Annotated in this window: 20 protein-coding genes; 6 read left to right on the top strand and 14 right to left on the bottom strand. The window is 68.8% G+C overall.

Annotation, left to right across the window (positions count from 1 at the left end; genetic code table 11):
• Window positions 1–8: 8 nt before the first annotated feature.
• Genes J4E04_RS07675 through J4E04_RS07650 form a run of 6 tightly spaced genes read right to left on the bottom strand, consistent with a single transcriptional unit; the run spans window position 9 to window position 5,573 of the window.
• Entirely contained in the window at window positions 9–1,280 is a 1,272-nt protein-coding gene (locus J4E04_RS07675; RefSeq protein WP_490150297.1) for a deoxyguanosinetriphosphate triphosphohydrolase, read from the bottom strand.
• On the bottom strand, window positions 1,277–1,966 hold the full coding sequence (locus J4E04_RS07670; RefSeq protein WP_027505738.1) for a YdcF family protein: 690 nt from the start codon (window positions 1,964–1,966) through the stop codon (window positions 1,277–1,279). Before J4E04_RS07670 ends, J4E04_RS07675 begins: the two co-directional genes overlap by 4 nt.
• 46 nt (window positions 1,967–2,012) lie before the next feature.
• A complete protein-coding gene (locus J4E04_RS07665) occupies window positions 2,013–2,621 on the bottom strand; it encodes a response regulator transcription factor (RefSeq protein ID WP_027505737.1) in 609 nt (202 codons plus the stop codon).
• Window positions 2,618–3,817: a sensor histidine kinase gene (locus tag J4E04_RS07660; protein WP_490150296.1), complete on the bottom strand. Its 1,200-nt coding sequence runs from the start codon at window positions 3,815–3,817 to the stop codon at window positions 2,618–2,620. The genes J4E04_RS07665 and J4E04_RS07660 overlap by 4 nt, the downstream gene beginning before the upstream one ends.
• A 35-nt stretch (window positions 3,818–3,852) precedes the next feature.
• Window positions 3,853–4,662, bottom strand: coding sequence for an ABC transporter permease (locus J4E04_RS07655; RefSeq protein ID WP_490150295.1), 810 nt, complete (start codon window positions 4,660–4,662; stop codon window positions 3,853–3,855).
• Window positions 4,659–5,573: an ABC transporter ATP-binding protein gene (locus J4E04_RS07650; protein WP_490150294.1), complete on the bottom strand. Its 915-nt coding sequence runs from the start codon at window positions 5,571–5,573 to the stop codon at window positions 4,659–4,661. The genes J4E04_RS07655 and J4E04_RS07650 overlap by 4 nt, the downstream gene beginning before the upstream one ends.
• Window positions 5,574–5,700: 127 nt before the next feature.
• Between J4E04_RS07650 and J4E04_RS07645 the strand changes: the two genes are divergently transcribed.
• From J4E04_RS07645 to J4E04_RS07635, 3 genes are all read left to right on the top strand, one after another.
• A complete protein-coding gene (locus tag J4E04_RS07645) occupies window positions 5,701–7,722 on the top strand; it encodes a TPM domain-containing protein (RefSeq protein ID WP_222630414.1) in 2,022 nt (673 codons plus the stop codon).
• 88 nt (window positions 7,723–7,810) lie between these two features.
• Complete coding sequence (locus tag J4E04_RS07640; protein ID WP_222638414.1) at window positions 7,811–8,533, top strand: hypothetical protein; 723 nt, start codon at window positions 7,811–7,813, stop codon at window positions 8,531–8,533.
• Window positions 8,534–8,602: 69 nt separating this feature from the next.
• Complete coding sequence (locus tag J4E04_RS07635; protein WP_490150293.1) at window positions 8,603–9,037, top strand: SRPBCC family protein; 435 nt, start codon at window positions 8,603–8,605, stop codon at window positions 9,035–9,037.
• Here J4E04_RS07635 and J4E04_RS07630 read toward each other — a convergent pair.
• Window positions 9,034–10,419, bottom strand: coding sequence for a glycine--tRNA ligase (locus J4E04_RS07630; RefSeq protein ID WP_490150292.1), 1,386 nt, complete (start codon window positions 10,417–10,419; stop codon window positions 9,034–9,036). The two genes, J4E04_RS07635 and J4E04_RS07630, sit on opposite strands and share 4 nt — an antisense overlap.
• Window positions 10,420–10,621: 202 nt before the next feature.
• Between J4E04_RS07630 and J4E04_RS07625 the strand changes: the two genes are divergently transcribed.
• Window positions 10,622–10,969, top strand: a complete 348-nt coding sequence (locus J4E04_RS07625) for an ArsR/SmtB family transcription factor (RefSeq protein WP_027505729.1) — start codon at window positions 10,622–10,624, stop codon at window positions 10,967–10,969.
• On the top strand, window positions 10,966–11,370 hold the full coding sequence (locus J4E04_RS07620; protein ID WP_328809570.1) for a Fur family transcriptional regulator: 405 nt from the start codon (window positions 10,966–10,968) through the stop codon (window positions 11,368–11,370). Before J4E04_RS07625 ends, J4E04_RS07620 begins: the two co-directional genes overlap by 4 nt.
• 1 nt (window position 11,371) lies before the next feature.
• Here the strand turns inward: J4E04_RS07620 and J4E04_RS07615 are convergent, their stop codons facing one another.
• The 4 genes from J4E04_RS07615 to J4E04_RS07600 are packed head-to-tail and all read right to left on the bottom strand — an operon-like array spanning window position 11,372 to window position 13,922.
• Window positions 11,372–11,776 carry a hypothetical protein gene (locus J4E04_RS07615; RefSeq protein ID WP_027505727.1) on the bottom strand — a complete coding sequence of 135 codons (405 nt, stop codon included), beginning with the start codon at window positions 11,774–11,776 and terminating at the stop codon, window positions 11,372–11,374.
• Window positions 11,773–12,579 carry an isoprenyl transferase gene (locus tag J4E04_RS07610; protein WP_027505726.1) on the bottom strand — a complete coding sequence of 269 codons (807 nt, stop codon included), beginning with the start codon at window positions 12,577–12,579 and terminating at the stop codon, window positions 11,773–11,775. Before J4E04_RS07610 ends, J4E04_RS07615 begins: the two co-directional genes overlap by 4 nt.
• The gene (recO, locus tag J4E04_RS07605; protein ID WP_027505725.1) at window positions 12,530–13,363 is read right to left on the bottom strand and encodes a DNA repair protein RecO; all 834 of its coding nucleotides are present in this window, start codon (window positions 13,361–13,363) and stop codon (window positions 12,530–12,532) included. The genes J4E04_RS07610 and recO overlap by 50 nt, the downstream gene beginning before the upstream one ends.
• A 58-nt stretch (window positions 13,364–13,421) precedes the next feature.
• Window positions 13,422–13,922 (bottom strand): SRPBCC family protein, encoded by a 501-nt coding sequence (locus J4E04_RS07600; protein ID WP_490150291.1) that lies wholly within the window; start codon window positions 13,920–13,922, stop codon window positions 13,422–13,424.
• 140 nt (window positions 13,923–14,062) lie between these two features.
• Between J4E04_RS07600 and J4E04_RS07595 the strand changes: the two genes are divergently transcribed.
• Entirely contained in the window at window positions 14,063–16,432 is a 2,370-nt protein-coding gene (locus J4E04_RS07595; protein WP_027505723.1) for an FdhF/YdeP family oxidoreductase, read from the top strand.
• A gap of 55 nt (window positions 16,433–16,487) precedes the next feature.
• Here J4E04_RS07595 and era read toward each other — a convergent pair whose 3' ends face one another.
• The 3 genes from era to ybeY are packed head-to-tail and all read right to left on the bottom strand — an operon-like array spanning window position 16,488 to window position 19,280.
• Window positions 16,488–17,396, bottom strand: coding sequence for a GTPase Era (gene era / locus J4E04_RS07590; protein ID WP_027505722.1), 909 nt, complete (start codon window positions 17,394–17,396; stop codon window positions 16,488–16,490).
• Window positions 17,383–18,720 (bottom strand): hemolysin family protein, encoded by a 1,338-nt coding sequence (locus tag J4E04_RS07585; RefSeq protein WP_056445784.1) that lies wholly within the window; start codon window positions 18,718–18,720, stop codon window positions 17,383–17,385. Before J4E04_RS07585 ends, era begins: the two co-directional genes overlap by 14 nt.
• Window positions 18,717–19,280 (bottom strand): rRNA maturation RNase YbeY, encoded by a 564-nt coding sequence (ybeY, locus tag J4E04_RS07580; RefSeq protein WP_027505720.1) that lies wholly within the window; start codon window positions 19,278–19,280, stop codon window positions 18,717–18,719. The genes J4E04_RS07585 and ybeY overlap by 4 nt, the downstream gene beginning before the upstream one ends.
• Window positions 19,281–19,301 lie beyond the last annotated feature (21 nt).

Genomic DNA, 19,301 nt, shown 5'->3' with positions numbered 1-19,301 from the left:
CGGACCCGCTAACCCCAGGACGCCTGCGCTCCGAGGCTGCTCTTGTCCACCCGTTCGAGCCGCGACTCCGTGTAGGACGCGATCTGATCCACCACGACGCGGATGCGCTGGGAGTCGTCCGCGGCGGCGTTCCACACGGGAACGAACATCGGATCGAGCGAGGTCGGTGCCGAGTACAGCAGCCAGGCCGCGACGCGGTGGATGCGATCGCGCTGACGGTCCTGCCGGAGCCGGTGCCCGGCGTCGGACATCACGTAACGCAGCGCCATCGTCTTGAGCAACGCCACCTCCGCTCGGACCAGCGACGGCACGCAGAGATCCGCCTCGTAGCGCCGCACGGGCCTGCCGTCGGCCGCCTCCCGGGTGCTGGAGATGGCGGCGGTGGTGAATCGGCCCACCAGTTCGCTCGTCATCCGCTTGAGCGCCACCGAGCGGACGAGAGTGCCGTCGTAGCCGGACGCATCGGTGACCACCGGCATCTCCGACAACCGCTGAGCGGCCTCGCGCATGTGGTCACGGTCGAAGCCGCGGAACTCGCTCACCGACATCTCGGCGAGGGCCGACTGCTCGCTGGGGTCCGCCAGCGACCGGAGGTCGATGCGCCCGGCGATGATGCCGTCCTCCACGTCGTGCACCGAGTACGCGACGTCGTCGGCCCAGTCCATCGCCTGCGCCTCCAGGCTCTGACGACCCTCGGGTGCGCCCTCGCGGATCCAGGTGAGGGTGTCGGCGTCGTCGTCGTAGGCGCCGAACTTCGCGCCCGGCCGCGGCCGCAGCCACGGGTACTTGATCGCGGCATCGAGCGAGGCACGAGTGAGGTTCAACCCGGCGCTGGCGCCGTCCTCGGTGAGGACCTTCGGTTCCAGCACCGTGAGGATCCGAAGGTTCTGAGCGTTGCCCTCGAACCCGCCGCAGGACTCGGCCACCTCGTCGAGAGCTCGCTCGCCGTTGTGGCCGTAGGGCGGGTGGCCGATGTCGTGGGCCAGCCCGGCCAGTTCCACCAGATCGGGGTCGCACCCGATGCCGTCGGCGATGCTGCGCCCGATCTGGGCGACCTCCAGAGAGTGCGTCAATCGGGTGCGGGGCGTGTCGCCCTCACGGGGACCGGTGACCTGAGTCTTGTCGGCGAGGCGTCGCAACGCGGCCGAGTGCAGCACCCGGGCGCGATCACGGGCGAAGTGTCCTCGCGAATCGCCGGGTGTCTCGGTGAGCACCAGCGCGGCCGTCTTCGGCCCCTCCGCCACCAGTCGTTCGAGGTCCGCCGCGTCGTACTGCGTCACTGGCTGGCCGTGTACTGGAAGTCCGCGGAGTAGTGCGTCAGCTGGTACCACAGCAGAGCCGCTGTCTCCCTGGCGATCCCGTGGATCTGCGACTCGCGGGTGAACACGGCGGGGCCCTGGCGGGTGGGCGACGTCCACGCGTCCAGACCGGCGTCGCGCGCCATGGTGCGGGTGCGCAGCGAGTGCCACGGATCGCTCACCAGGGTGATGTCGGTCAGTCCTCGCGACTGCAACTCCGCCGCGACGGCCTCGATGCTGAGCAGGGTGTCCGACCCCTCCTCGACGGCGACGATGTCCTCGCCCGGAACACCCTGGTCCATCAGGTAGTTCCGACCCGACGCCGCCTCGGTGTAGTTGTCGCCCACCTGCTTGCCACCGACCGTCACGATCAGCGGAGCGACCCCGCTGGAGAACAGCGCCGACGCCTGTTCGAGTCGCGCCTCGAAGACCGACGAGGGGACGCCGTCGTACTGGGCCGCGCCGAGCACGACGATGGCGTCCGACGGCGTGTGATCGTCGATCCGAGCCACCTGCCACACCCGCACGGCGGTCCCACCGACGAGGAGCACTCCCACGAGGACCACGCCCGCCACGAGCCGACGGAGCCAGCGCGCGACGGTGCCGCCGAAGCCGAGACGATCGGGCTGCGGCACGTACGGGTCGTCGTAGCGGTAGTCGGTACTCACACGTCGATTCTGCCAGCCGCACCCGCGGAGATCGGTCCGGCGCGCCTCACAACCACCCGTTGTCCTCCGCGATGCGCACGGCCTCGGCGCGCGTGGTGGCACCGGTCTTCCCGATGGCGGCGGAGAGATGGTTCCGCACCGTGCCCTCGGAGAGGTGCAGCGCGGCGGCGATGGACCCGGCGGTGGTCCCGGAGCGCGCCGCGGACAGGACGTCCCGCTCCCGCGGTGTCAGGGGCGAGTTCCCGGCCGTCAGCGTCTCCGTCGCCAGTGCCGGGTCGATGACGCGCATCCCGGCGTGGACCCGCCGGACCGCCTCGGCGAGCTGGCGAGCGGGCGTGTCCTTGACCACGAATCCGCCGGCACCGGCGTCGATGGCCCGCCGCACGTACCCGGGCCGTCCGAAGGTGGTGACCACGAGCACGCGACACGTGGGGACTGCCGCCCGCAGCAGGGCGGTGGTCGCGATGCCGTCTCCCCCGGGCATCTCGACGTCGAGAAGCGCCACGTCGGGACGGTGCTCGAGCGCTGCGGGCACCACCTCGTCGCCGCGCCCCACCTCCGCGACGACGTCGAGATCGTGCTCGAGTCCCAACAGGGCGGCCAGAGCGCCACGGACCAGGGCCTGGTCGTCGGCCAGCAGGAGTCGGATCGTCACGGCGCCGTCACCGTGAGAGTGAACCCGCCGTCACTTCCCCGTGCGACCCGGACGGCGGCGCCGAGGGCGTCCGCGCGGTCGGTGAGTCCCCGCAGGCCGGTGCCCGTGGACTCGCCCTGCGGCCCGATGCCGTTGTCCGCGACGGTGATCCGGCGGGCATCGAGTCGCACCCGGCACTCGGTTCCGCCGCTGTGACGCACCACGTTCGTCACCGCTTCCCGGAGCGCCCAGGCGAACAGCTCACGGAACTCCTCCGCCACGTCACGCACCGACCCCTCGATGTGCAGTGTCATCCCTGCCGCTTCGACGGCGCTGCGCACTCCCCGTATCTCGGTGTCGAGTCGCAGGTGACGCAGCCCGCCCACCGTCGATCGCACGTCGGCGAGCGCTGCGCGCGAGAGGCTCTCGACGTCGGCGATCTCGACGGCGGCACGCGCCGGATCCACCTCGACGAGTCGCCCGGCCAGCTCGGCCTTCATGGTGATGACGGTCAGCGAGTGGCCGAGGATGTCGTGGACGTCGCGAGCGACTCTCTCGCGCTCCTCGACCACGGCCAGGTCGGACAGGCGGCGGCGCGCCTCGGTCAGCTGGATGTTGCGAGCGACGAGTTGGCTGATTCCCCAGGCGGCGAACGCGGCCACCGCCACGGTGAACCCGGCGGAATCGTCCGGGGTCCAACTCGGGACGACACGGGGAAGCACCTCGACCGCGGCGACGTTCGCAGCGAGAACGAGGAGACCGGACCGGGGAGGAAGGGTCATGACGGCGAGAACCGCCACGAACACGCATCCCGTCAACACGGAGTCACCGGCTGCGGGAGCGACCGGAACCAGCAGCAGCATCAGCGCCACCACCACAGCCCACTGTCGGGGCACCCGCACCTGCGCCTCGGCATGCAGCCGTCCCCGGAAGTCGCGGAAACCACCCAGGAACACCGCGGCGAAGGCGAGCAGACACAGCGCTGCGGCCACCTGCCAGTGGACGGGCCCGTCGTAACTCCACACCGCCCGTACCGGATAGATCAGGTAGGCCAGCCACACCGCACTGAAGATCCAGCCTCGGCGCACGGCGGCGCGCAGTCGCGTCCCCTCGCTGTCGTCGACGTTCACCTCGCGCGGCTCGATGACGAAGTGCGACCGAAGTGACTGCACGAGGCCCTGACGACGGCCGAGCGCGGCGGCGGTGGTCCTGCTCACCGCCGCCACGCTAGACCCCCTGGTGTCCGGACGTGTCATACGCGGGCGGTGTCCTTGCGGAACATCGTCATCGCGCCGATCACGAAGATCGTCGTCCACACCGCGACGTTGACGAGCGCCTCCACCAGCGACGTCCACGAGGTGTCCCCGAGCGGAGATCGCGCCAACGTGGCCACCCCGTAGGTGGGGACGAACTTCGCCACGGTCTCGAACCATCCACTCGCCGGGACGAAGAGACCACCGGCGAACGCGAGCACAGCGAGACCGGGTCCGAGAATCTGCATCACGTTCTCCGACGGCAGCAGGTACCCCATGAAGAGGCCGAACGCCGCGAACACGATCGAGGTGATCCAGGCGAGCACGAAGCACTCCACCCATGCCGCGGCGGGAAGAGTCGCGCCTGTCGCCGCACCGACGGCGAAGACGACGGCCACGGACACGAGCCCGAGCGCCATGGCGACGACGACCTTCACCGCGATGTACGCGGTGGGGGTCAGCGGGGTGAGCCGCAGCTGACGGCTCCATCCGAGTCCGCGTTCGATCGAGACCATGGCGCCGCCACTCGTGGTGGCCAGCATCGCGCCGTAGAGGGCCATGCTCACCATGACGTAGCCGGTGACGTTCGCCGATCCTGCCGACTCGGTCTTCAGATCACCCTGCAGCCCGAAGATGAGGAAGAAGATCGGCGGCACGACGAGTGCGAAGACGACGGTGCGGCGGTTCCGCAACATCCGGCGCATCTCGAGTGCGAGGAAGCCGGCGTTGAATCCGCCCCGAGCCGGCAGCGTCCGGACAGTGGTGGTGGTGGTGGTGGTGGTGGTGGTGGTCGAATCGGTGGCGGTCATGCGAGGCTCCCGGTGGTGTCGGTGGTGAGGGTCAGGAACGCGTCCTCGAGAGTGTGGGGAACGATCTCCACCTCGCGAGCTGCGGTGTGTGCGAACAGGTATCGAGCGACTGCATCCGAGTCCGTCGCGTGGACGGTGAGCCGGTCACCGTGGATCTCGACGTCGTCGACGCCGGGAACGGCCAGCAGATCGGCTGCCCGCGCGCCCGGCAGGATCGCCGAGACCCGCCGGCCGGACGCCACGTTCTTGATCTCGGCCGCGGTGCCGTCCGCCACGATGCGCCCGTCGCGCAGCAGCACGATGCGGTCGGCGTAGGCGTCCGCCTCGTCGAGGTAGTGCGTGGCGAACAGGACCGTGCGTCCGTGCGAGGTGTCCTCGCGCATGGCGGCCCAGAACTCACGTCGGCCCTCCACGTCCATGCCCGTGGTCGGCTCGTCGAGCACGATGAGATCGGGATCCGGGAGCAGGGCGAGCGCGAACCGCAACCGCTGCTGCTGACCGCCGGAGCACTTCCCCACCATCCGGCCCCCGATGTCCGCGATGCCTGCGCGTGCCAGGACTTCCGAGACGGGCCGGGTGGACGAGTACAGGGTGCCGATGAGGCGAACGGTCTCCTCGACGGTGATGTCCTTGAGCAGTCCCCCGCTCTGCATCACCGCCGACACGCGGCCCGTCGCGACGGCGTCCTCGGGCGATCCGCCGAAGAGGGCGACGGAGCCCTCGTCGGGTCGACCGAGGCCCAGCATCATGTCGATCGTGGTGGTCTTGCCGGCGCCGTTGGGCCCGAGGAACGCGACGATCTCGCCCGGGTGGACGCCGAGTGACAGGTCGTCGATGGCCTGGACACGGGTGTGGCCCGGCCCGGCGAACGACTTCCGCAGATGGTCGAGGTGAATCGCTGGTGTGGTCATGAGAAGAACACTGCTCCGATGCGAGGGACGAACCCTCGTTCGTGCGTCACGACCGCGGCATGACAGTTGTCACGGGTCTCTCGTCCTCGTTCGCACCGTTCGGCCACGCTCCCGGTAGGTTCCCACCATGACCCGGGTCCGAGTGCTCCTGCGTGCCGCCACCACCGCGATCCTGTTCGTCCTCGCCGTGGTCGGTGTGGGCGTGCCCGCCTCCGCCGAGGAACCGTTCCGAGTGCCCGAGCAGGTCACCGATCAGGCCGGCGCACTCGATGCCGGTGAGGTGTCAGAGGTGCAGTCCGCCGTCGACACCCTCTACGACGAGCAGGGCTTCCGGCTCTGGGTGGTCTTCGTCGACGACTTCTCGGGCCAGGCTGCCACCTCGTGGGGTGAGCGCACGGCGTCCACCAGCGACTTCGGGGACCGTGATGTGCTCATGGCGGTCGCGACGCAGGCCCGCTCGTACGTCCTGAACGTTCCCCAGGCACTGTCGAGCATCTCGGACTCGGAGATCTCCGAACTCGAGCAGGCCTCGATCGAACCGGCGCTGCGCGAGGAGAACTGGGCGGGCGCGGCGACGGCGGCAGCCACCGGCCTGGGCAAGGCGGCGTCGACCACCGGCTCGGGATCGGCAGGTCTCTGGGTCGCCGTCGGCGTGATCCTCGTCCTCGTACTGGGCGCCTTCGCCTTCACTCGGCTGCGCGCACGGCGGCGGCGAGCCGATGCACTGGAGGCCGCCGAGCAGTTGGACGGCAGTGACCCCGCGGCCTTCGCCGCTCTCCCGCTCGACGTCCTGGACGAGCGTTCCCGCGCTCTGCTGGTGGAGACCGACGAGGCGATCCGGGCCAGTGCCGACGAGTTGTCCACTGCCGTCGGCGAACTGGGACAGGCCGCGGCTCGCCCGTTCGTCGAGGCTCTCGACGGCGCCCGCCGCGCGCTCGCGGCCGCGTTCGAGACGAGGCAGCGTCTGGACGACGCGATCCCCGAGTCGCCCGACGAGCGGCGCCAGATGCTCTTGTCGATCATCACCTCGTGCAGTGACGCGGACCGGCACCTCGACGAGAAGGTCGCCGAGTTCGACGAGATCCGGAACCTGTTGATCGACGCGGACTCCCGTCTCGACGCGCTCACGCGCGGGCAGGTGGAGCAGACGGCGCGGCTGGACGCGGCGGCGGCGACCCTGACGAGCCTCGCGGGGCGGTACGACAGCTCCGTCCTCGCGCCGGTGGCGAACAACGTCGACCTGGCGAAGGAACAGCTCGAGCTCGCCGACGCGAGCATCGACGAGGGGCGTGATGCCGCCGCGCAACCGGTGGGTCACCAGGGACCGGTGGTGGCCGCGGTGCGCACCGCGGAGAGTGCGCTGTCGCGCGCCCGATCGCTGCTCGACGCCGTCGAGCACGCCGACGCCGACATCGAGGCCGCGCGCTCCGGGCTCGACGCGGCGATGGCCGACGCGGAAGCCGACATCGCATCGGCGGACCGCCTCGCCTCGCACGGCGGAGACCGACTCGCCGCGGCACGGGCCGCCGTCGCCGAGGCGTTGGGTCGGGCACGGACCCGCGGCACGCAGGATCCGCTGGGCAGTATGAACGCCCTCGTCGCAGCCGACGCGCAACTCGACTCCGCACTCGCCGTCGCCACACAGAGCAAGGAACAGGACGACCATGCCCGCGCTCGACTGGACCGGGACCTCGCGTCGGCGCAGGCACAGGTGCGGGCCGCGAGCGAGTACATCGGCGCCCGCAGCGGCGCGGTGAAGGTCCAGGCGCGTACGCGGCTCGCCGAGGCCGAACGGCACGTCCAAGCCGCCCAGCAGCTGGGTGCCACGGACGCGCCACGCGCTCTGCAGCACGCCGCGGCCGCCCTGTCCCTCGCTGCGCAGGCGTCGCACCTCGCTCAGGCGGACGTCGCCGACTGGGAGGCGACACAGCGCCCTCGGCACAGCGGTGGGTACGGCGGCTCGTCCTCGGCGGGCGGCATCCTCACCGGCGTGCTCATCGACAGCGTGCTGCGGGGCGGCTTCTCCGGGGGCCGCTCGTACGGGAACCGTCGTGGCGGTGGCTACGGCGGATTCGGCGGCGGTCCGCGCTCGTTCGGCGGCTCCGGCAGCTCGGGACGCATCGGACGCTCGTCCGGCGGACGTTTCTGAGCCGGTGACCGCTCGGGTCGCGGCAAGCGCCCTCGCCCTGACTCTCCTCGTCGGCTGCGCACCGTCGCCGCCGGAGGTCCGCGCCCCCGTGAGCGCATCCACCTACCGGAGCCGCGACGACGACGCGGTGGGCGGACAGCTTCAGGTGACGCTCACCGGCGCGTCGGAGCAGCCGGTCACCGTCCGGTCGGTCGCACTGCGTTCTCCCGGCTTCGAGACGGTCGACGCGACACCTCGCGAGATCACGCTCGACCGAGGCTCCCGCATCGACGTCACCGTGCCGTACGGAACAGCGCTGTGCGATGTCGGAGCGGAACCGGCGACAGCGGTCGTCGAGACGAGTGACGACATCGCGGTCGAGGTGCCGCTCGCGTCGCAGAACGACACCCTGAACCGAATCCACGCCGAAGAATGTGCCGCCGCCGAACTCGCCGACATCGTCGCGGTCACCCTGGTTCCCGGCCCTCCACCGGCGGACCCCGCGGCGCCTCTGTCGGCGGTGCTCACCCTGGATCGCCGAGGCGGTGACGACCCGTTGCGCCTCGACGAGATTCGCGGCAGCCTCCTCTACGCGCTGAGCAGCGAGGAGGTGCCGGTCACGCTGGCGTCGGGAACAGCGAGCATCGACGTCCCGGTCACGCTGTCGACGGCGTCCTGCGAACCGCATGTCATCGCGGACGCCAGGAAGCCCTTCGTGTTCCCCGCGTGGATCGCAGTGGGTGACGGTGTGCCGGTCTACACCCGCATCCCGGTACCCGTGTCGGTGCAGCGCCAGTTGGTGGAGTACCAGCAGCACTCCTGTGTCCGCTGACGTGGTGTTTCAGTACTGCGCGCGAACGGGCACTCTGGAGTCACCCACCTAGCATCAGGAGCCCCACCCATGGTCGATGTCACCCGCACCTTCACCGTCACCCGATCACGGGCGGACGTGGCCGCGTACCTGCGCGACTTCGCGAACGCCACCGAATGGGATCCGGGCACCGTGGAGTGCACGCAGTCCACGCCCGGACCGGTCGCCGTCGGCACGGAATGGAACAACACGTCGAAGCTGTACGGCATCTCGACCGAGCTGACCTACCGTCTCGAGGTCGACGAGCCCGGCCACATCGTCCTGAAGGGCACGAACAAGACCGCGACGAGCACTGACGACATCACGCTGAACGAGGCCGGCCCGACCTCCACCGAGATCACCTATCACGCGAACATCGAGTTCAACGGCCTCGCGAAACTGGCCGACCCGCTCGCAGGCATCGCCTTCGAGCGGGTCGGGAAAGAGACCGAGGAGCAGATGATCGCTGCTCTGGAAAAGCGCTAGCAGCCCAGCAGTCGGGTAGCGAGGTAGCTCTCGACCTGGTCGAGGGCTATCCGCTCCTGCGCCATGCTGTCGCGCTCGCGGATGGTGACCGCCTGGTCGTCGAGAGTGTCGAAGTCGACCGTGATGCAGAACGGGGTGCCGATCTCGTCCTGGCGACGGTAGCGGCGACCGATGGCGCCGGCGTCGTCGAACTCGACGTTCCAGTTCTGTCGCAGAGTCGCCGCGAGGTCCTTGGCCTTGGGTGTCAGGTCGGCGTTGCGGCTCAGCGGGAGCACGGCGGCCTTGACCGGCGCCAGACGACGATCGAGTCGCAGCACCGTCCGCTTGTCCACGCCGCCCTTCGCATTGGGCGCCTCGTCCTCGTGGTACGCGTCGACGAGGAAGGCCATGAGCGAACGAGTCAGTCCCGCAGCAGGTTCGATGACGTAGGGGGTGTAGCGCTCGTCGTTGGCCTGGTCGTAGAAGCTCAGGTCGGTGCCCGAGTGCTTCGAGTGCGTCGACAGGTCGAAGTCGGTGCGGTTGGCGACGCCCTCGAGCTCGCCCCACGCGCTGCCCTGGAACTCGAAGCGGTACTCGATGTCCACGGTGCGCTTGGAGTAGTGCGACAGCTTCTCCTGCGCGTGCTCGTACAGGCGCAGGTTCTCCGGGTCGATGCCCAGATCGGTGTACCACTTCATGCGGTAGTCGATCCAGTACTGGTGCCACTGCTCGTCCTCGCCGGGCTTGACGAAGAACTCCATCTCCATCTGCTCGAACTCGCGGGTGCGGAAGATGAAGTTGCCGGGCGTGATCTCGTTGCGGAAGCTCTTGCCGATCTGGCCGATGCCGAACGGCGGCTTCTTGCGCGACGTGGTGAGCACGTTGGCGAAGTTGACGAAGATGCCCTGCGCCGTCTCGGGGCGGAGGTAGTGCAGTCCGGCCTCGTCGTCGACAGGTCCGAGGAACGTCTTGAGCAGTCCGGAGAACGCGCGCGGCTCCGTCCAGGAACCGGGCTCCCCGGTCTCGGGATCACGGATGTCGGCTAGTCCGTTCTCCGGCGGGTGGCCGTGCTTCTCCTCGTACGCTTCGAGCAGGTGATCGGCGCGGTAGCGCTTGTGGGTGTGGAGCGACTCGACCAGCGGATCGGAGAACGTCTCGACGTGGCCGGACGCTTCCCACACCTCGCGCGGCAGGATCACGGACGAGTCGAGACCCACCGTGTCCTCGCGGCTGGTGATCATGTTGCGCCACCACTGCTTCTTGATGTTGTCCTTCAGCTCCACGCCGAGGGGGCCGTAATCCCAGGCCGACTTGGTTCCGCCGTAGATCTCGCCACACTGATAGACGAGTCCCCGGCGTTTGGCCAGGTTGGCGACGGTATCGATCTTGGACTTCGGTGCCACGGGGCCAGCTCTCCATCTCGGGTGGTCGGTAGTACTGCCGAGCGAGGGGGTGTCCCTCTGCTCGCGACACATCAGACTATCCGGCGACGTCCCGGTCTTCGAGCACCGGTGAGTTGACATGCACGTCCGCGCATATCAGAGTAGATGTCGAAAGTGGTTACTGTTTCCATTAAGCGCCACCCGACAGCGCAGGAGGACCTTCATGAGCATCGACGACACGGTGGTCCCTCCCGCGGCTCCGAGCCCCGTTCCGCTGCCGTCCAAGGACGTGCTGGGCGGCGCAGGCGACCTGCTGCGTGCACTCGCTGCTCCGGTGCGCATCGCGATCGTGCTGCAACTGCGCGAGTCGGAACGGTGCGTGCACGAGCTGGTCGGTGCGCTGGGCGTCACGCAGCCCCTCATCAGCCAGCACCTGCGTGTCCTCAAGGCCGCGGGCGTCGTCCGCGGTGAGCGTGCCGGACGCGAGGTCCTGTACCGCCTGGTGGACGACCACCTCGCCCACATCGTCGTCGACGCCGTCGCCCACGCTCAGGAGGAGAACCACTCGTGACCGCTCCCCGCACCATCGGTGTGCGCTCGACCAAGCAGCGCAGCGCCATCTCCGAACTGCTGGAGACCGTCGACGAGTTCCGGTCGGCGCAGGAGCTGCACGACGAACTGCGCAAGCGTGGCGACGGTATCGGCCTCACCACCGTCTACCGCACCCTGCAGGCCCTCGCGGACGCCGGCACCATCGACGTCCTGCGGACCGATTCCGGTGAGTCCGTCTACCGCCGGTGCTCCGACGGTCACCACCACCATCTGGTGTGCCGCGTCTGCGGCTTCACCGTCGAGGTGGAAGGTGCCGCCGTGGAGCGCTGGACCAAGTCGGTGGCGTCGAAGCACGGTTTCAGCGACGTCAGCCACACCGCCGAGATCTTCGGCACCTGCAGCGAGTGCGCCGCGCGATGAGTCACGGCACCAGGCCGACGCGCGCCTTCTCCACACCCGAGAGCACCAGGACGAGCATCGTCATGAGTGGTTCGTCGTCGAGTCCCGACGCCGGGAACGTGTAGCGCATCACGACGTCGGCCTGCGACCCGTGCGTCGTGAGCGAGATCGAGCCGAACTGGGACTCGCTGTTGCGCACCGCCACTCGCGCCCGCAGCGTTCCCGACGACGGACGGTCCCAGGCCAGCACGGCCGTCAGAGCGAGCACCTCGAGTCCCGGACTCAGAGCGACCGCACGCAGCGAGCAGAGTGCGCCCGCGTAGCTGAACCCGAGCGATCCGTCGTCACCCACGGACACGTCCGCGAACTGTCCGAGTGCCAGCCGGGCACGGTCCTGCAGGGCCGCCACGATGTCCTGCTCCGTCATTTCACACCACCGAATCTGCGGTCACGCGAGGCGTACTCGACGCACGCAGCCCACAGGTCGCGGCGATCGAAATCGGGAAAGAGCTTCTCCTGGAACACCATCTCCGCGTAGGCGGACTGCCAGATCAGGAAATTGGACGTGCGCTGCTCGCCGGACGGCCGCAGGAAGAGATCGACGTCGGGCATGTCCGGTTCGTCGAGGTACTTCGCGAAGGACGCCTCGGAGATCTTGTCGGGATCGAGCTGTCCGGCTGCTGCGCGACGCGCGATCTCGCGGGCTGCGTCCACGATCTCGGCGCGGCCGCCGTAGTTGACGCACATCGTCAGCGTCATGACGGTGTTGTCCTTCGTGAGCTCCTCGGCCGTCTCGAGTTCGTTGATGACGCTGCGCCACAGACGAGGTCGGCGCCCCGCCCAGCGGACGCGCACCCCCATCTCGTGCATCTCGTCGCGGCGGCGGCGGATGACGTCGCGGTTGAAGCCCATGAGGAACTTCACCTCGTCCGGGCTGCGACGCCAGTTCTCCGTCGAGAACGCGTAGGCGGACAGCCACCGCACACCGATGTCGATGCATCCGCAGACCGTGTCCATGAGGACGGCCTCGCCGCGCTCGTGACCGGCTGTGCGGGGCAGTCCGCGATCCTGCGCCCAGCGTCCGTTGCCGTCCATGACGAGCGCCACGTGGCGGGGAATCAACTCGGGCTGCAGGATCGGCGCGCGGGCACCGGACGGGTGCGGATCGGGCGCGCGGACCTCACGCCGGGTGGGCTGCTCGCGTGGACTTCGACGGATCACGGGTCTCATCCTGCCCGACCGGAGTTTCTCCGGCAGGTGCGGACCCGGCGGTCCCGGACCCGCCACTGCGTTCGACGAACGGGAGCGTCCGCAGTTGCCGTTCGAGATGCCACTGCAGGTGCGCGGCCACCAGACCGCTCGCCTGCACGCGCATCGAATCGGTCGACGCCTCGGTACCCGCCCAGTCGCCGCTCTGCAGGGCCGACATCAGGTCGAGCACACCCACCGAGGGTGTGCTGGACCCGGCGGGGCGACAGTGGGTGCACACCGCTCCCCCGGCGGAGACGTGGAACGCGCGATGCGGACCGGGCGCAGCGCACGTCGCGCACTCGTCCAGCGACGGAGCCCACCCGGCGAAGTTCATCGCCCGCAGCAGGAACGCGTCCAGCACCAGTTCCGAGTCGCGAGCCCCGGAGGCCAGGGTGCGCAGCGCGCCGACGGTCAGGTGATGCAGACGAGGCGCCGGAGCATGCTCCTCACCCGCCAGTCGCTCGGAGGTCTCGAGGACGGCGCACCCGGTGGTGTAGCGGCCGTAGTCGGCGACGATGTCGGACGCGAACGACTCGACGGTCTGCACCTGGGTCACGATGTCGAGGTTGCGACCGGGATACAGCTGCACGTCGATGTAGGCGAACGGCTCGAGCCGGGCGCCGAACTTCGACGTCGTGCGGCGCACGCCCTTCGCCACTGCGCGCACCAGTCCGTGGCGGCGCGTGAGGAGCGTGACGATGCGGTCGGCCTCACCGAGCTTGTGCTGGCGCAGGACGACGGCATGATCGCGATACGACCTCACACTCCACCTCTGCTCGCCGGCACCGTGTCATTGTCCCACGCAGGACGACCGGGCGAGGTCAGGGAGCGCCGAGCTCGGCCTGCAGATTCGCCAGCGTCCGCGCGATGTTGCGGCGCTGGAAGGACGAGAAGGAACTGCCCCCGGTGGCCACCTTGTCGAACAGCGCGGCCACCGCGTCGGGCCACGGCCGATCGTCCGTCCACGTCTCGGTGACGCGAGTGCCGCCGTCCACCGGTGCGAAGGTGTACTCCCAGCTCGCGTTCCGTGCGCGGACGATCGGCTTGCCGGGTCCGATGACCTCCACCCGAAACGCGAATCGCCGTGCAGGCTCGGCGGCCGTCACCACGCACCGCGTGCTCCACGTCGCCCGGCCGCGCTTGTTGCGGCCGACGAACGTCATGCCCTCGTAGGTACCTCCACGGCGCGGCTCGTCCACCACCGCTCCCGTGTTCTCGGGGCTCCACCGATGCGTCTGCGTCGGATCGCTGACCAGTGCGTAGATCTCGTCGGGCGATGCCGCGACGTCGACGTGATCGGACACGGTGCGAGTTCTCGTCATGGCCTCACGCTAGGCGACGGGTACGGAATCGTCGGCGCGGGTAGACAGGAGTGGAAGCGCGTCGTCCGACCGGTCGTGTCGGCGCCGCGCACTACCCTCGACCAGAGGGGGCACGCGCGACATGAAGGAGTGACGGATCGATGACACGCACACACGACTCTCGGGACTACGACGAGGCCGACCTGTCGATCGAGAAGCCGAAGACGCATGCCGCCGGTCCGACCGCCGTCGCCGTCTCGATGAAGCGCTCGCTCGAGCGCATGGGCCCGGTGCGGACCGCACGGACCCTGCTCGACCTGAACCAGGCCGAGGGCTTCGACTGCATGAGCTGCGCGTGGCCCGATCCGGATCCGGGTCACCGTCACGCCGCGGAGTTCTGCGAGAACGGCGCGAAGGCCGTCGCCGAGGAAGCCGACAAGCGCCGCGCCACCCCGGAGTTCTTCGCGCGCCACAGCATCGCCGACCTCGACTCGCACAGTGAGCACTGGCTCGGTCAGCAGGGACGCATCACGCACCCGATGGTCAAGCGGTCGGGCGGCACCCACTACGAGGCGATCGGGTGGGACGAGGCTTTCGACCTCATCGGCGAGGAGCTGCGCTCGCTGCACCCGGACGAGGCCACGTTCTACACGTCGGGCCGCGCGTCGAACGAGTCCGCGTTCGTGTACCAGCTCTTCGTTCGCGCGTACGGCACCAACAACCTGCCGGACTGTTCCAACATGTGTCACGAGTCCACGTCGTTCGCCCTGCAGGAGTCGATGGGCATCGGCAAGGCCAGCGTCGTGCTCGACGACGTGTATGGCGCGGACCTCATCATCCTGGCCGGACAGAACCCGGGCACCAACCACCCGCGCATGCTGTCCGCGCTGGAGAAGGCCAAGCAGAACGGCGCCAAGATCCTGGCGATCAACCCGTTGCGCGAAGCCGGCCTCATCAACTTCAAGAACCCGCAGACCCCGCGGGGCATGGTGGGACCCGGCACCGATCTCGAGGACATGCACCTGCCGATCCGCATCAACGGCGACCTGGCGCTCTTCCAGGCCATCGGCAAGCTGCTTGTCGAGTGGGACGCCCTCGATCACGAGTTCATCGAGAAGTACACCAACAACTTCGATCTGTGGAAGCAGCACGTCTCGGCGGTCGACTGGGACGAGGTGGAGACGGTCACCGGTCTCTCCCGAGCCCAGATCACCGACGCAGCGAAGCTCCTGCGCGACTCGAAGGCCACCGTCTTCTGCTGGGCCATGGGCATCACGCAGCACCGCAACGCCGTGAACACCGTCAAGGAGATCACCAACCTCGCGTTCGCTCAGGGCAACATCGGCAAGCCGAACGCGGGTGTGCTGCCCGTGCGCGGTCACTCGAACGTGCAGGGCGACCGCACCATGGGCATCTGGGAGCGGGTGCCAAAGCACTTCCTCGACGCACTCGAGAGCGAGTTCGGTTTCGATCCGCCCCGCGAGAACGGTCTCGACACGATCGACTCGATCCGCGGGATGCGCGACGGCAAGGTGAAGTTCTTCCTCGGTCTCGGCGGCAACTTCGCCCAGGCCACGCCGGACAGCACCGTCACCTTCGATGCCATGCGCAAGACGAACATGACGGTGCACATCTCGACGAAGATCAACCGCTCGCACCTCGTCACCGGGGACGTGGCGCTGATCCTGCCGACCAAGGGCCGCACCGAGAAGGACATCCAGGCCAGCGGGCCGCAGTGGATCAGCGTCGAGGACTCGACGTGCTCGGTGCACTCCTCCCGCGGTCCGCTCGATCCGCCGAGCCCGCACGTCAAGTCCGAGGTCGAGATCATCACGCAGATCGCGGAAGCCACGATCGGCGACCGCTACGGTCTCGACTGGAAGGGCATGCGCGACGACTACCGCACCATCCGTCAGCACATCTCGCGGGTGGTTCCGGGATGCCAGGGCTACGAGGTCAACGCTCGGCGCCCCGGAGGCTTCGTCCTCCCCCACCCGCCGCGGGACTCGCGGACCTTCCAGACGGAGTCCGGCCTCGCCGAGTTCTTCGTCTCGCCCATCGAGGCTCTGCAGGTGCCGCCGAAACATCTTCTGCTGCAGACGTTCCGGAGCCATGATCAGTTCAACACCACGATCTACGGACTCAGCGACCGGTACCGGGGAATCGAGGGCGGCCGCCGCGTCGTGTTCGTCAACCGCGGCGACATCGCGGAACTCGGCATGAAGGACGGCGACTTCGTCGACATCACCACCAAGTGGGACGACGACGACGTGGTGCGCGTCGCCGAGAACTTCCGGATCGTCGAGTACCAGACGCCCAAGGGGTCCGCGGCCGCCTACTACCCGGAGACCAACCCGCTGGTTCCGCTGGACTCGTCGGCGACCGACAGCAACTGCCCCACGTCGAAGTCGATCGTCGTCTCGTTGAGTCCGGCCAGGGCCGGCAGCCCGGGAGTGGGGCACGGCGGCCAGGACGCCATGCGCTCCGACGAGCACCACAAGACCCAGACGGAGCCTGAGCACCTGTCCTGAACCTGCACCCGGCTACCGTGTCGCGACGATTCGATCGCGGCACGGTAGCGCGGGGTCAGAAGCCCAGCTTGCCCATCTGCTTGGGATCGCGCTGCCAGTCCTTGGCCACCTTGACGCGGAGGTCGAGGTAGATGCGGGTGCCGAGCAGCTTCTCGATCTGACCGCGAGCCGCGGTGCCCACGTCGCGCAGTCGAGCCCCACCCTTGCCGATGACGATCGCCTTCTGCGACTGACGTTCGACGTAGAGAATGGCGTGCACGTCCAGCATCGTGTCCGACCCCTCGCGGGGCCCGACCTCCTCGATGACCACGGCGAGGGAGTGCGGGAGCTCGTCGTGCACCCCCTCGAGCGCTGCCTCCCGGATCAACTCGGCCATGAGGGTCTCCTCCGGCTCGTCCGTCAGCTCACCGTCGGGGTAGAACGCAGGCCCGGGCGGCAGCACCTTCGCGAAGACGTCGACGACGACCTCCACCTGCTCGCCGGACGCGGCGGACACGGGGACCACCTCGCAGTCGGGACCGAGCAGGTTCGAGACGGCGATCAGCTGCTCCATGACGCGCTGCTTGGAGACCTTGTCGATCTTGGTCACCAGACCGACCAGCGCTGTCCTGCCCGCGTTGTGGCGGACCTGCTCCAGGATCCAGCGATCGCCGGGGCCGATCTTCTCGTCCGCCGGGATGCAGAGACCGATGGCGTCGACCTCCGAGTAGGTGTCGCGCACCAGGTCGTTCAGACGCTGCCCGAGCAGGGTCCTCGGCCGGTGCAGGCCCGGGGTGTCCACGAGGATCAGCTGCGCGTGGTCCCGGTGCACGATGCCCCGAATGGTGTGGCGTGTGGTCTGGGGCCGGGAGGACGTGATGGCGATCTTGGCCCCCACCAGGGCATTCGTCAGGGTGGACTTGCCGGTGTTGGGCCGTCCTACGAAGCACACGAACCCGGAGTGGAAATCGTCAGTCTCGGTCATGGTCGATCTCGTCTCTCTCGTCCGACGACTCGGAGTCCTCGTCGTCGGCGTCCGGTTCGGGAAGCTTCTCGGCGGTCACGGTGCTCACGCGCACTCGTCCGCGCGCATCGGAGCCGCCCTCGGCCACCAGGATCAACCCGTGTGCCTCGACTCGGGCGCCCGGCAGCGGGACGCGCCCGATCTCGTAGGACAGCAGGCCGCCGACGGTGTCCACCTCGTCGTTGTCGATCTCGATGTCGAACAGTTCGCCGAGGTCCTCGAGAGGAAGCCGGGACGACACCCGGAAGCGGCCGTCCTCGAGTTCCTCGATCGGGGCCACCTCGTCGGTGTCGTACTCGTCCGCGATCTCGCCGACGATCTCCTCGAGCACGTCCTCGATGGTGACGAGTCCGGCGACGCCGCCGTACTCGTCCACCAGGACGGCCATGTGCTTGCGGTCCCTCTGCATCTCGGCCAGCAGGCTGTCCAGCGGCTTGGAGTCCGGGACGAACACCGCGGGACGCATGACCTCGTCGACACGCACGCTGCGACCACCGTCCGACGACGTGTACGTCTGTTGCACGAGGTCCTTGAGATAGACGACGCCGAGGATGTCGTCGACGTTCTCGCCGATCACCGGGATCCGCGAATGCCCGCTCCGCACGGCGAGGGTGGTCGCCTGTCCGGCGGACTTGTCACGCTCGATCCACACCATCTCGGTGCGCGGCACCATCACCTCGCGTGCGGAGGTGTCGCCGAGCTCGAACACGGACTGGATCATGCGGCGCTCGTCGTCGGCGACCACGCCGCGCTCCTGCGCCATGTCGACCAGTTCCCGCAGTTCGATCTCGGAGGCGAAGGGACCGTTGCGGAAGCCGCGGCCGGGCGTGATCGCATTGCCGACGAGAATAAGCAACCGGCTCACCGGGCCCAGCAGGATGCCGATGGCGCGCAGCGGGTAGGACGACCCCAGCGAGATGGAGTACGCGTGCTGGCGGCCGAGTGTGCGGGGCCCCACGCCGATGACGACGTAGTCGACCACCACCATGACGCCGGCGGCGATGGCCAGGGCCTGCGCCGGCGCGAGCAGGTCCAGCAACGCTCCGGCGAGCAGAACCGTGGACCCGATCTCGCACAGTATGCGCAGCAGCACCATCAGATTGACGTACCGCGGACGGTCCTCGAGGATGCGGAGCAGTTCGCTCGCCCCGCCCCGAGATTCCTTCACCATCTCCTCGACGCGTGCGGAGGAGACGGTGTTGACGGCGGAGTCGATGGCGGCGAAGAGGCCACCGAGAGGGACGAGGACAACCGCGAGCACGATCAGTGCCGGAGCGCTGGTCACCGGGTCGACTCACCACCAGCATCGGTCCGGGGATTCGCGAAGCCGGTGCTGCCCAACAGTTTCGCGTCCCGCGCAGCCGACAGAGCGTCGCGCTCGGCCTGGCGCAGACTCTCGTACCAGTCCTCGAGGATGCTGTTCTGCAGGCCGAACATCTCCTTCTCCTCGTCCGGCTCCGCGTGGTCGTAGCCGAGGAGGTGCAGCACACCGTGCACGGTGAGGAGTGCGAGTTCGTGCTCGAGCGGGTGCCCGGCCTTCTCGGCCTGGTCCGCCGCGAACGACGGGCACAGCACGATGTCTCCGAGCATCGACGGACCGGGGTCCGGTGAGTCCGGGCGACCGCCCGGCTCGAGCTCGTCCATCGGGAACGACATCACGTCGGTGGGACCTGGCAGGTCCATCCAGCGCATGTGGAGATCGGCCATGGTGGCGGAGTCGACGAGGACCATGGACAGCTCGGCTGCCGGGTGCACGTCCATCTGCGCGATGGCGTAGCGCGCGACCGCGATCAGATCCTCTTCTCCGACGTCCATCCCGGATTCGTTGGAGACCTCGATGCTCATGCGAACACCGTACTAGTGCGC

It is taken from the genome of Rhodococcus sp. NFXS4, from assembly GCF_058139645.1.
Note: the sequence above shows the minus strand (reverse complement) of the source record. Positions and strands in the feature narration are given on the sequence as shown.